The sequence below is a fragment of the Pseudomonas sp. St316 genome, assembly GCF_018325905.1.
In the GTDB taxonomy this organism is placed as follows: Bacteria; Pseudomonadota; Gammaproteobacteria; order Pseudomonadales; family Pseudomonadaceae; genus Aquipseudomonas.
Genome location: NZ_AP021901.1, coordinates 1,724,621 through 1,737,358, shown reverse-complemented (window position 1 = coordinate 1,737,358; position 12,738 = coordinate 1,724,621). Strand labels below are relative to the sequence as shown.

Sequence of the window (12,738 nt, the reverse complement as noted above, 5' to 3'; positions counted from 1 at the left end):
CTTCCTGCCCGATCTTAAGCCACACCAACGGATACGCTATCCTTGCCCTGATTAATTGACCAGATAGGCAGGTTTCTTGCAGTGTAGACAAATCAGGGGTGGCGGTGAAAAATGCAAAAAATCAGGCTTACAAATCGCACATAAAGTTGTATACAATCACTCCATCGTCGTGACGCCAGCCCAAGATCCATCCCCCGGGGCGCCACCTACATGGTTCGAACAAGAAGGAAGACTGCAGTGAGCGCTGACTACCCACGCGACCTGATCGGTTACGGCAGTAACCCTCCCCATCCAAAGTGGCCGGGCAATGCCCGCATCGCCCTGTCCTTCGTCCTCAACTACGAGGAAGGCGGCGAGCGCAACGTCCTGCATGGCGACAAGGAATCCGAAGCGTTCCTCTCGGAGATGGTCGCGGCGCAACCGCTGCAGGGCGAGCGCAACATGAGCATGGAATCGCTGTACGAGTATGGCAGCCGTGCCGGCGTCTGGCGTGTCCTCAAGCTGTTCAAGCAATTCGACATCCCGCTGACCATCTTCGCCGTCGCCATGGCCGCCCAGCGCCACCCGGACCTGATCCGCGCCATGGTCGCCGCCGGCCATGAAATCTGCAGCCATGGCTATCGCTGGATCGACTACCAGTACATGGACGAAGCCCAGGAACGCGAGCACATGCTCGAAGCGATCCGCATCCTCACCGAAATCACCGGCGAGCGTCCGCTGGGCTGGTACACCGGTCGCACCGGGCCCAACACCCGCCGGCTGGTGATGGAAGAAGGCGGTTTCCTCTATGACAGCGACACCTACGACGACGACCTGCCCTACTGGGAACCGAACACGCCCCACGGCAAGCCGCACCTGGTGATCCCCTACACCCTCGACACCAACGACATGCGCTTCACCCAAGTGCAGGGGTTCAACAAGGGTGACGATTTCTTCCAGTACCTCAAGGACGCTTTCGACGTGTTGTATGCCGAAGGCGCCGAGGCACCGAAAATGCTTTCCATTGGCCTGCATTGCCGGCTGATCGGCCGCCCTGCGCGCCTGGCGTCCCTCAAGCGCTTCCTCGAATACGCCAAGGGTCATGAGCAGGTCTGGTTCAGCCGTCGCGTCGATATTGCCCGTCACTGGCAGCAGACCCATCCGCATCCTGGAGCCTCGAAATGACTGCGTTCCGGACCCTCAAGCCCTCCACCTTGAGCCGCGAGGCGTTCGTCGAAGCGTTCGCCGACATCTACGAACATTCGCCATGGGTCGCCGAGAAGGCGTTTGACCTGGGCCAGGATCCCTCGATCGACCAGATCGAAACCCTGCACCAGCGCATGAGCGACATCCTTTTGAGTGCCGATCACGCCCGCCAACTGGCGCTGATCAACGCTCACCCGGACCTGGCCGGCAAGGCTGCCGTCCAGGGCCAACTGACCGAAGCCAGCACGAACGAACAGGCCGGCGCCGGTATCCACCAATGCACGGCCGAAGAGTTCCAGCGCTTCACCGAGCTGAACGACGCCTACAAGGCCAAGTTCAAGTTTCCCTTCATCATGGCGGTAAAAGGCAGCAACCGGCACCAGATCCTCGCGGCGTTCGAAACGCGCATCCATCATTCGGTAGACACCGAATTCAACTGCGCGCTGGCAGAGATCAACAAAATCGCGTTGTTCCGATTACTGACCCTTTAGCGAGCAGTCCTGACCCCAGGCGCTGCAAGCATCCCCAGCCAACTTATTTAAAGGCAGACAAGAAGAATGAAAGCTTACGCCGTACCTTTCGAGAAGTTCGTCAACCTGGCCGACGCCCGCCTCGGCACCAAAATCATCTCGGTCACCGATGACTGGTTCGCCGATGCCAACCGTTTGTTCCAACCGACCCCGGCCGTCTGGAAGGAGGGCGTGTTCGATGACAACGGCAAGTGGATGGACGGCTGGGAATCGCGGCGCAAGCGCTTCGAAGGCTACGACAGCGCGGTGATCCGTCTGGGTGTGGCCGGTTCGATCAAAGGCGTGGACATCGACACTTCATTCTTCACCGGTAACTATCCACCGTCGGCCTCCCTGCAAGCCTGCTTCCTGACTGAAGGCGAGCCGGACGAAAACACCCAATGGACTGAAGTGCTATCGGCCGTCGAGTTGCAAGGCAACAGCCACCACTATCACGAAATCAGTCACGACCAGGCCTTCAGCCACCTGCGCTTCAACATCTACCCCGATGGCGGCGTGGCTCGGTTGCGGGTCTATGGCATTCCGTACCGCGACTGGTCGGCCGTGGGCGACAATGAACAGATCGACTTGGCTGCCGCCCTCAATGGTGGCCGTGCCCTGGCCTGTTCCGACGAACACTTCGGCCGCATGAGCAACATCCTCAACCCAGGTCGTGGCGTCAACATGGGTGATGGCTGGGAAACCGCCCGTCGTCGCACGCCAGGCAATGACTGGGTCATCGTCGCCCTGGGTCATGCCGGCGAGGTCGAGAAAGTCATCGTCGACACCCTGCACTTCAAGGGCAACTACCCCGACAGCTGCTCGATCCAGGGCGCGTTCGTCAAGGGCGGCACCGACAGCCAGATCGAGACCCAGTCGCTGTTCTGGCGTGAGCTGCTGCCCAGCCAGAAGCTGGAAATGCACGCCGAACACACCTTCGCCGAGCAGATCAAGGCGCTGGGGCCGATTACCCACATCCGCCTGAACGTGTTCCCGGACGGTGGCGTGAGTCGCCTGCGGGTGTTGGGCAAGGTCGCGAAGTCAGTGTGAACCCCAATCGCGAGCAAGCTCGCTCCCACACTTGAAATGCGTCTCCCTGTGGGAGCGAGCTTGCTCGCGATGGCGACACAACAAACAACACAGAATTTTGGATAAGAAGACCAGCATGCGCACACTCAAGATCGAACCGTTGACCAAAGAAGCCTTCGCCCCGTTCGGTGACGTGATCGAAACCGACGGCAGCGATCACTTCATGATCAACAACGGTTCGACCATGCGCTTTCATCGCCTGGCGACGGTGCAAACCGCCACGCCGGACGACCAGGCGATCATCAGCATTTTCCGCGCCGACGCGCTGGACATGCCGCTGACCGTGCGCATGCTGGAGCGCCATCCGCTGGGCAGCCAGGCGTTCATTCCGCTGCTCGGCAACCCCTTTCTGATCGTGGTCGCGCCACTTGGCGATGCACCTGTATCAGGTTTGGTCCGCGCCTTCGTCACCAACGGCAGGCAGGGCATCAATTACCATCGCGGCGTCTGGCACCACCCGGTGCTGACGATCGAAAAGCGGGATGACTTCCTGGTGGTTGATCGCAGTGGCACAGGCAATAACTGCGATGAGCATTTTTTCCAAGAGGATGAGTGTTTGATCCTCGCCCCCACCAATAAGAGAAGGTCCGATCACGCGAATACAAGCGTGACGGGCGAGAGGTAAAGACTGTGGAAGCACATATGCTGGAATGGCTGAACCTGAGCGTACGCTGGGTTCACATGATCACTGGCGTGGCCTGGATCGGCGCGTCGTTCTACTTCGTCTGGCTGGAAAACAACCTCAACCGCGTCAACCCCAGGAGCGGCCTGGCCGGTGACCTGTGGGCCATCCACGGCGGCGGCATCTACCACCTGGAAAAATACAAACTCGCGCCGCCCTCCATGCCGGACAACCTGCACTGGTTCAAGTGGGAAGCCTACTTCACCTGGATGTCGGGCATCGCGCTGTTGTGCGTGGTGTTCTATTGGAACCCGACCGTCTACCTGCTGGCTCCCGGCAGCAGCCTGAGCGGCCCCGAAGGCGTCGCCCTGGGCCTCGGTTCGCTACTGGTTGGCTGGTTCGTCTATTCCTTTCTTTGCGACTCGGCCCTGGGCAAGCGCCCTGCCCTGCTCGGCATGATCCTGTTCGTGCTGTTGGTCGCCGCGGCCTACGGGTTCAGCAAGGTGTTCAGCGGTCGCGGCGCCTACCTGCACGTCGGGGCGGTCATCGGGACGATCATGGTCGGCAACGTCTTTCGCATCATCATGCCGGCCCAGCGCGCGCTGGTGGCGGCCATCGCCGAGAACCGCACGCCCGATCCTGCACTGCCGGCCAAGGGTTTGTTGCGTTCGCGCCACAACAACTACTTCACGTTGCCGGTGCTGTTCATCATGATCAGCAACCATTTCCCGAGCACCTACGGCAGCCAGTACAACTGGTTGATCCTGGCCGGGATCGCCGTGGCAGCGGTGTTGGTGCGCCATTACTTCAATACGCGCCATGACAGCAACCGGTTTGCCTGGACGCTGCCGGTCGGTGCCCTGGCGATGATCTGCCTGGCTTACGTTACCGGTCCCAAGCCCATCTCCATCGCACCCGACGTGGCCAAGGCACCCGCTGCCATCGAGTATCAACCGCTGCCGGAAACGGCGGTGGGCGGTGGCGCGAAACCGGCGACGGCACCGGCTGCACCGGCGTTGGCGCCCACCCAGGCCGCCAACGCCCAGGGCCCTTCGTTCGAGCAGGTCCACAGCGTGATCCAGGAACGCTGCTCGGTCTGCCACTCGGCCAAGCCCACCAGCCCGTTGTTCAGCGCCGCGCCAGGTGGGGTGATGTTCGACACCCCGCAGCAGATCCAGCAACAGGCCGCGCGCATCCAGGCCCAGGCCGTCACCAGCCAGATCATGCCATTGGGCAACATCACCCAGATGACCCAGCAGGAACGTGACCTGATCGGCGCGTGGATCAACCAGGGCGCGCGGACCAACTGAGCCTCGCGCGCCAATAGCTTCACATGTCATGCCGTTGACAGGCCGACCGGCTCACCACCGGTCGCCCGTCAGCGACTGCCTGCGCCTCAACAATAAAAACAAGAGCAAAGCACCCGATGACCCAGCCCTTGCATCACGCCCCAAATTCGCCACGGATGCGCCGTTGCAGGGCACTTGAGCCCCGCGATTCAAGCCCGTATCCTGCGCGGCCGTTCGAAACCGGCCGACACAAAAACCCTCTCCGATCCTGACCGGCCCGCCAACTTATCCCGGCACCGGCAGATAGAACAAGCGCCTCCTGAACACACCTTTTTCGACTGTTCCAAACAGCTGAATGAGTCTTTTGCGGGTTTCCCCCGGCCTTGGCTCAGCTCTTGCTATCAGCATTTGCCACGCGCAAAAAGCTGACCGAACGGATGTTTTTTATCCGAGGAAAAAGGCGCCACACCAGAGCGCTGACCTGAAAAAAAAGCGGCACCACTTACCTTTGGGAGCAAACCGAATGAAACGTACGTGCACCAGCCTGATACTTGCGGGAGCCTTGCTGGCCGGGGGCCAAGCGATGGCCGACGACCTGTTCCAGTGGCAGAACAACAGCCTGACCTACCTGTACGGCAAGGATTTCCAGGTCAACCCGCGCATCCAGCAGACCGTGACCTTCGAGCACGCCGACGCCTGGAAATATGGGGACAACTTCTTCTTCCTCGATCGGATCTTCTACAACGGCCAGGACGACAGCCAGTCCGGCCCGAACACCTATTACGGTGAGTTCAGCCCACGCCTGTCGTTCGGCAAGATCTTCGACCAGAAGCTGGAACTGGGCCCGATCAAGGATGTGCTGCTGGCCATGACGTATGAATTCGGCGAAGGCGACAACGAGTCCTACCTGATCGGTCCGGGCTTGGACCTGGCGATTCCCGGCTTCGACTACTTCCAGCTGAACTTCTACAACCGCCAGACCGAAGGCCCACGCGCCGGCGATAACGTCTGGCAGATCACGCCGACCTGGGCCTACACCGTACCGGTGGGATCATCGGACATCCTGATCGACGGTTTCATCGACTGGGTGGTGGACAACGACAGCAACTCCAAAGGCACCTACCACGCCAACCTGCACATCAACCCGCAGATCAAATATGACCTGGGCAAGGCGTTGAAGCTCGGCGCCAAGCAGTTGTATGTGGGCGTGGAGTATGACTACTGGAAGAACAAGTACGGGATCGAAGACACGGACGGGTTCAAGACCAACCAGAGCAATACCAGCTTCTTGCTGAAGTACCATTTCTGATCCCAGGATTTACGTCCGCAACAATACCCTGTGGGAGCGAGCCTGCTCGCGATTGCGATGGGTCGGCTTGCATTGATGTTAAATGTGCCGCCGTCTTCGCGAGCAAGCTCGCTCCCACATTGGTTTCGTGAAAGCCAGGCTTTAGCGTCCACCGCAAATCCCTTGTGGGAGCGAGCTTGCTCGCGATAGCGGTGGACCTGCTTGCATCAGTCAGGACAACCCCAAAAACCGACTCAGTTCCTCGCGCTGCGCCAACGCATCCTGGCGTCCCAGCTCGATCAGTTCGCGGCAATACCCCGCCTCGAACAGCAGGTAACTCAGTACTCCCGCGCCGCTGGTCTTGGTCGCGCCCGGCCCGCGCAGGAACAACCGCAGCGCGCGGGGCAGTTCCTGGCGATGGCGAGCGGCAATTTCATCGATCGGCTGGCTGGGTGAAATCACCAGCACCTCCACCGGTGCCGCGCCCAAGGTATGGGCCGGTACGTCATCGGGCAGCAGGTGACTGAAGCCGTTCAGGCGTTGAAGCAACTCGATGTCGCTTTCCAGGCTGTCAATGAACGTGCTGTTGAGCATATGGCCGCCGATCTGCGCCAGGGTCGGTTGCAGACCGGTGTAGCTACGCTCCAGAGGATCTTGCAACCCCGCGCCACGGGGGTTGCCGCTGACGCCGATCACCAGCACCCGATTGGCCCCCAAGTGCAAGGCCGGGCTGATGGGCGCCGATTGGCGCACCGCGCCGTCACCGAAGTATTGTGGGCCGATCCTGACCGGCGCGAACAGCAACGGAATCGCCGAGCTGGCCAGCAGGTGCTCCACCGACAACTGCGTCGGCACCCCGATACGTCGATGGCGCAGCCAGGCATCGATGGTCCCGCGCCCTTGGTAGAAAGTGACAGCCTGACCAGACTCATAACCGAACGCCGTCACCGCCACCGCGCGCAGTTGCTGCTCGACGATGGCCTGCTCGATGCCCGAGGCATGGAATTGGGCCTGGAGCAATTCGCGCAGCGGCGAACTGTCGATCAGCGCCACCGGCAACTTGGCCCCCAGGCCCAGCAGGCTGTGGGTGATGAAACGCATTGACTGGGCCAGCACGCCGCGCCAGTCGCTGCGCATGACCTGATGGCTGCGCACCGCTTGCCAGAACGCCGTCAGCCGCTCGATGGCGGTCTTGAAGTCCATCGCCCCGCTTGCCAGGCTGACCGCGTTGATCGCCCCGGCCGAGGTGCCGACGATCACCGGGAACGGGTTATCCGCCCCGTCTGGCAATAATTCGGCGATGGCTGCCAATACGCCTACCTGATACGCCGCTCGAGCCCCGCCGCCGGAAAGAATCAAACCTGTAACCGGTTCAGCTGGGGTCATCGCAATGCTCCGTGCTCAAGGTGCCGAAAATGGTGGATATTGGCTCAACCACGTTTGTCGTACAGCTTCGGCTCGCCCGGCGGACGGCTCTTGAAGCGCCGGTGGGCCCAGAGGTATTGCTCGGGACAATCACTTACCGACTGCTCGACCCACTGGTTGATGCGGATGCAATCGGCTTGCTCAGTCTCGCCCGGGAAATCCGTCAGCGGGGCCTGGATCACCAGGCGATAACCGCTGCCGTCGGCCAGGCGTTCCTGGATGAAGGGCACCACCAGTGCCTTGCCCAGGCGGGCGAACTTGCTGGTGGCGGTGACCGTCGCGGCCTGGATGCCGAACAGCGGCACGAAGACGCTCTGCTTGGCGCCGTAGTCCTGGTCCGGCGCATACCAGATCGCCCGCCCGACCCGCAGCAGCTTGAGCATGCCGCGCACGTCGTCACGTTCCACCGCCAGCGAGTCGAGGTTGTGTCGCTCGCGCCCCCGGCGCTGGATGTAGTCGAACAGCGGGTTCTTGTGCTCGCGGTACATGCCATCGATGGTGTGCTGCTGGCCGAGCAAGGCCGCGCCGATTTCCAGGGTGGTGAAATGCAGCGCCATCAGGATCACGCCCTTGCCCTCGCGCTGGGCCTGCTTGAGATGCTCCAGCCCTTCGACATGGGCCAGTTTCGCCAGGCGCGAACGCGACCACCACCAACTCATGGCCATTTCGAAAAAGGCGATGCCAGTGGAGGCAAAGTTTTCCTTGAGCAGACGCTTTCGTTCGGCGGCGGACTTTTGCGGGAAACACAGTTCCAGGTTGCGACGGGCGATGCGCCGTCGGTCGCCGGCCGCCCGGTACATCAGCGCGCCCAATGCACGACCGACCCGCAGCAATAACGGATAAGGCAACTGAACGATCAGCCACAACAGGCCCAGGCCGCACCACAGCAGCCAGAAACGCGGATGAAAAAATGCAGCTCGAAAACGCGGGCGATCCATTACAGCTTCCATTAAGACATGGGCCGCGCATTCTACATTGTTCGACCCGGGTTGCGGCTGGCGGACGATCTCGTTATAAGTCTCGGCACTTTTAGTGACAAGCCGTTGTACGCCGACCATGAGCCAAACCGAACCGCTAGACCAAGATCCCGTGTTCCAGCTGAAGGGCAGCATGCTCGCCATTACGGTGCTGGAGCTGGCCCGCAACGACCTGGAAAGCCTTGACCGGCAGTTGGCGGCCAAAGTCGCCCAGGCACCGAACTTCTTCAGCAACGCCCCGCTGGTGCTGGCCCTGGACAAGCTGCCGGCCGGCGAAGGCGCGGTGGACCTGCCAGGCCTGATGCGCGTTTGCCGCCAGCACGGCCTGCGTACCCTGGCGATCCGCGCCAGCCGCATCGAAGACATCGCCGCCGCCATCGCCGTGGACATTCCGGTGCTGCCGCCGTCCGGCGCCCGGGAGCGCGTGCTGGAACTGAGCCCGGTCGAAGCCAGGAAAGCCCCGGAAAAACCACCAGAACCCACCATCAAGCCGACGCGCGTCATCACCTCGCCAGTACGCGGCGGGCAGCAGATTTACGCCCAGGGTGGCGATCTGGTCATCGTCTCCTCGGTCAGCCCGGGGGCGGAACTTCTGGCCGATGGCAACATCCATGTATACGGCCCGATGCGCGGTCGCGCGCTGGCCGGCGTCAAAGGCGACACAAAGGCCAGGATCTTCTGTCAGCAATTGAGCGCTGAACTGGTCTCCATCGCCGGGCAGTACAAGGTCTCCGAGGATTTGCGCCGCGATCCGTTGTGGGGGGCCGGCGTCCAGATCAGCCTGTCGGGCGACGTGTTGAACATCATTCGGCTTTAACGGATACTGCCGCATTTTCCAAGCATCTCTAAAACGAGCGAAAACGGCTTAAACGACGTAGGAAAAAGGATCAGGCAGTGTTTACCGGAGGTAGACCCCGCCCGACATCCGATTCCAGCCAAGCCTGTCCAATTGCAGCAGTTTTCCAGAGATGTTTTTCAGGGGCTGAAAAAGTCCTTTTTCCTTAGGGGTGAAACACCTTGGCCAAGATTCTCGTGGTTACATCCGGCAAGGGTGGTGTGGGTAAGACCACCACCAGCGCCGCTATCGGTACCGGCCTCGCTCTGCGCGGCCACAAGACAGTCATCGTCGACTTCGACGTCGGCCTGCGTAACCTGGACCTGATCATGGGTTGCGAGCGTCGCGTGGTCTATGACTTCGTCAACGTGGTCAACGGCGAAGCGAACCTGCAACAGGCCCTGATCAAGGACAAGCGCCTTGAGAACCTCTACGTCCTGGCCGCCAGCCAGACCCGCGACAAGGACGCGCTGACCCAGGAAGGCGTGGAAAAAGTCCTGATGCAACTCAAGGAAGACTTCGAGTTCGTGGTCTGCGACTCCCCGGCCGGTATCGAGAAAGGTGCCCACCTGGCCATGTACTTCGCCGACGAGGCGATCGTCGTGACCAACCCGGAAGTGTCGTCGGTGCGTGACTCCGACCGCATGCTGGGCCTGCTGGCAAGCAAGTCCCGCCGCGCCGAAAACGGCGAAGAGCCAATCAAGGAACACCTGCTGCTGACCCGCTACAACCCGCAACGGGTCAGCGATGGCGAAATGCTCGGCGTCGAAGACGTCAAGGAAATCCTCGCCGTCACCCTGCTGGGTGTCATTCCGGAATCCCAAGCGGTACTCAAGGCCTCCAACTCCGGTGTGCCAGTGATTCTCGACGACCAGAGCGATGCCGGCCAGGCATACAGCGATGCCGTCGATCGCCTGCTGGGCAAGACCGTGGAGCATCGTTTCCTCGATGTAACGAAGAAAGGTTTCTTCGAGCGCCTGTTTGGAGGTAGGTAATGAACCTTTTTGACTTCTTTCGTGCCAACAAAAAGCCCAGTACCGCCTCGGTCGCGAAAGAGCGTCTACAGATCATCGTGGCGCACGAACGCGGCCAACGCAGCACCCCTGACTACCTGCCAGCCCTGCAGAAGGAACTGGTGGAAGTGATCCGCAAATACGTCAACATCGGTAGCGATGACGTGCACGTGGCACTGGAAAGCCAGGGCAGTTGCTCGATCCTGGAACTCAACATCACCCTGCCGGATCGCTGATCGCTCCGGCTGGAGCCACGGCGGCTCGGGTCCTTCTCCTCTTTCCCCTTAGGGTTTGAGAAGGGCCCGAGCCGCCGTTGGCGTTTGTAACGAGACTGTTTTCAATGCCCTTGTCCAACATCCGCATCATTCATCAGGACGCCGCCGTCCTGGTGGTCGACAAGCCGACCCTGTTGCTCTCAGTGCCCGGCCGGGCCGACGACAACAAGGACTGCCTGATCACCCGTCTGCAGGAAAACGGCTATCCGGAAGCGCGAATCGTGCACCGACTGGACTGGGAAACCTCCGGCATCATCCTGCTGGCCCGCGACCCGGACACTCATCGTGAACTGTCCCGGCAATTTCATGATCGCGAAACCGAAAAAGCCTACACGGCGCTGTGCTGGGGCCAACCGGAACTGGACAGCGGCAGCATCGACCTGCCCTTGCGCTACGACCCGCCGACCAAACCTCGGCATGTGGTAGACCATGAACACGGCAAACACGCCCTGACCTTCTGGCGCGTGCTGGAACGTTGCGGCGATTGGTGCCGGGTCGAACTCACGCCGATTACCGGGCGCTCGCACCAATTGCGCGTGCACATGCTGTCCATCGGTCACCCGCTGCTGGGTGACGGGCTCTACGCCCACCCGCAGGCCCTCGCCGCCTGGCCACGCCTGTGCCTGCACGCCAGCATGCTGAGTTTCACCCATCCGCAAAGCGGCGAACGCTTGCGCTTCGAGTGCCCGGCGCCGTTCTGAAAATTCGCATGAGCGCCTGTGAGAGCGAGCTTGCTCGCGGTGCGGTGTGTCAGTCGATCACCCTGTTGGCTGATCTGACGCTATCGCGAGCAAGCTCGCTCCCACAGATGCCTCCCCATCCATCAGCAATACGGTAAACTGCCGCCCATTGCTGTCTGGAGTTTCTTATGCGCGCAGAGTTGAACCAGGGCCTGATCGACTTTCTCAAGGCCTCCCCTACCCCGTTTCATGCCACCGCCAGCCTTGCCAAACGCCTGGAGGCGGCAGGCTATCAGCGTCTTGACGAACGCGAGACCTGGGCCACCGAGGCCAACGGTCGCTATTACGTCACACGCAACGACTCCTCGATCATCGCCTTCAAGCTCGGCCGCAACTCACCGTTGCACGATGGCATCCGCCTGGTCGGCGCCCACACCGACAGCCCCTGCCTGCGGGTCAAGCCGCAGCCGGAACTGCAACGCCACGGGTTCTGGCAACTGGGCGTGGAAGTCTATGGCGGCGCGTTGCTGGCGCCGTGGTTCGACCGCGACCTGTCCCTGGCCGGGCGCGTGACCTTCCGTCGCGACGGCAAGGTCGAAAGCCAGTTGATCGATTTCAAGGCGCCGATCGCCACGATCCCGAACCTGGCCATCCACCTCAATCGCGAAGCCAACCAGGGCTGGACCATCAACCCGCAGAATGAACTGCCGCCGATCCTCGCCCAGTTCGCCGGTGATGAGCGCGTCGATTTCCGAGCCGTGCTCACCGATCAACTGGCCCGCGAACACGGCCAGAATGCCGACGTGGTGCTCGACTACGAGTTGAGTTTCTACGACACGCAAAGCGCTGCGGTCATTGGCCTGCACGGCGACTTCATCGCCGGCGCGCGCCTGGATAACCTGCTGTCGTGCTACGCCGGCCTGCAAGCCTTGCTGAACGCTGACACCGAAGAAACCTGCGTACTGGTGTGCAACGATCACGAGGAGGTCGGTTCGTGCTCGGCCTGTGGCGCCGACGGCCCGATGCTTGAACAGACCCTGCGTCGCCTGCTGCCTGAAGGTGAGGCGTTCGTGCGCACCATTCAGAAATCCCTGCTGGTGTCGGCGGACAACGCCCACGGCGTGCATCCCAACTATGCCGACAAGCACGACGCCAATCACGGCCCCAAGCTCAACGCCGGCCCGGTGATCAAGGTCAACAGCAACCAGCGCTACGCCACCAACAGCGAAACCGCCGGGTTCTTCCGCCACCTGTGCATGGCAGAAGAAGTGCCGGTGCAAAGCTTCGTGGTGCGCAGTGACATGGGCTGCGGCTCGACCATCGGCCCGATCACCGCCAGCCAGCTGGGGGTGCGCACCGTGGACATCGGCCTGCCAACCTTCGCCATGCATTCGATCCGCGAACTGTGCGGCAGCCATGACCTGGCGCATCTGGTGAAGGTGCTGAGCGCGTTCTATGCGAGTCGCGAGTTGCCATAACCGCACCAAAGACATGATGAACTGTGTGGGAGCAAGGCTTGCTCCCACACAGTGCTCGCCTCGGATTGAGGGG

The 12,738-nt window shown here is 61.4% G+C and carries 13 protein-coding genes; 11 read left to right on the top strand and 2 right to left on the bottom strand.

Going from position 1 to position 12,738, the window contains the following annotated elements; translation table 11 throughout:
• Window positions 1-237 precede the first annotated feature (237 nt).
• The 6 genes from puuE (at window position 238) to KI237_RS07770 (ending at window position 6,003) form a co-directional block, all read left to right on the top strand.
• On the top strand, window positions 238-1,164 hold the full coding sequence (puuE, locus tag KI237_RS07795; protein ID WP_212799454.1) for an allantoinase PuuE: 927 nt from the start codon (window positions 238-240) through the stop codon (window positions 1,162-1,164).
• Entirely contained in the window at window positions 1,161-1,676 is a 516-nt protein-coding gene (uraD, locus tag KI237_RS07790; RefSeq protein WP_212799453.1) for a 2-oxo-4-hydroxy-4-carboxy-5-ureidoimidazoline decarboxylase, read from the top strand. The genes puuE and uraD overlap by 4 nt, the downstream gene beginning before the upstream one ends.
• 66 nt (window positions 1,677-1,742) lie before the next feature.
• Window positions 1,743-2,744 (top strand): allantoicase, encoded by a 1,002-nt coding sequence (gene alc, locus KI237_RS07785; protein ID WP_212799452.1) that lies wholly within the window; start codon window positions 1,743-1,745, stop codon window positions 2,742-2,744.
• A 115-nt stretch (window positions 2,745-2,859) separates the two neighbouring features.
• Window positions 2,860-3,408, top strand: a complete 549-nt coding sequence (locus tag KI237_RS07780; RefSeq protein WP_212799451.1) for an ureidoglycolate lyase — start codon at window positions 2,860-2,862, stop codon at window positions 3,406-3,408.
• 5 nt (window positions 3,409-3,413) lie between these two features.
• On the top strand, window positions 3,414-4,715 hold the full coding sequence (locus tag KI237_RS07775; RefSeq protein ID WP_212799450.1) for a urate hydroxylase PuuD: 1,302 nt from the start codon (window positions 3,414-3,416) through the stop codon (window positions 4,713-4,715).
• Window positions 4,716-5,217: 502 nt separating this feature from the next.
• Window positions 5,218-6,003 carry an outer membrane protein OmpK gene (locus KI237_RS07770; protein WP_212799449.1) on the top strand — a complete coding sequence of 262 codons (786 nt, stop codon included), beginning with the start codon at window positions 5,218-5,220 and terminating at the stop codon, window positions 6,001-6,003.
• Window positions 6,004-6,213: 210 nt separating this feature from the next.
• On the opposite strand, the gene KI237_RS07765 is transcribed toward KI237_RS07770, so the two are convergent.
• On the bottom strand, window positions 6,214-7,368 hold the full coding sequence (locus KI237_RS07765; protein WP_212799448.1) for a patatin-like phospholipase family protein: 1,155 nt from the start codon (window positions 7,366-7,368) through the stop codon (window positions 6,214-6,216).
• 44 nt (window positions 7,369-7,412) lie between these two features.
• Window positions 7,413-8,345 (bottom strand): lipid A biosynthesis lauroyl acyltransferase, encoded by a 933-nt coding sequence (locus tag KI237_RS07760; RefSeq protein WP_212799447.1) that lies wholly within the window; start codon window positions 8,343-8,345, stop codon window positions 7,413-7,415.
• Window positions 8,346-8,463: 118 nt separating this feature from the next.
• Between KI237_RS07760 and minC the strand changes: the two genes are divergently transcribed.
• The 5 genes from minC to KI237_RS07735 all read left to right on the top strand — a co-directional run bounded on the left by minC (window position 8,464) and on the right by KI237_RS07735 (window position 12,665).
• The gene (minC, locus tag KI237_RS07755; RefSeq protein WP_212799446.1) at window positions 8,464-9,201 is read left to right on the top strand and encodes a septum site-determining protein MinC; all 738 of its coding nucleotides are present in this window, start codon (window positions 8,464-8,466) and stop codon (window positions 9,199-9,201) included.
• A gap of 200 nt (window positions 9,202-9,401) precedes the next feature.
• Window positions 9,402-10,214 (top strand): septum site-determining protein MinD, encoded by an 813-nt coding sequence (minD, locus tag KI237_RS07750; RefSeq protein WP_042728954.1) that lies wholly within the window; start codon window positions 9,402-9,404, stop codon window positions 10,212-10,214.
• Entirely contained in the window at window positions 10,214-10,468 is a 255-nt protein-coding gene (gene minE / locus KI237_RS07745; protein WP_003179111.1) for a cell division topological specificity factor MinE, read from the top strand. Before minD ends, minE begins: the two co-directional genes overlap by 1 nt.
• 104 nt (window positions 10,469-10,572) lie before the next feature.
• Window positions 10,573-11,208, top strand: coding sequence for an RluA family pseudouridine synthase (locus tag KI237_RS07740; RefSeq protein ID WP_003204542.1), 636 nt, complete (start codon window positions 10,573-10,575; stop codon window positions 11,206-11,208).
• Window positions 11,209-11,375: 167 nt separating this feature from the next.
• Window positions 11,376-12,665, top strand: a complete 1,290-nt coding sequence (locus tag KI237_RS07735; RefSeq protein WP_212799445.1) for a M18 family aminopeptidase — start codon at window positions 11,376-11,378, stop codon at window positions 12,663-12,665.
• Window positions 12,666-12,738 lie beyond the last annotated feature (73 nt).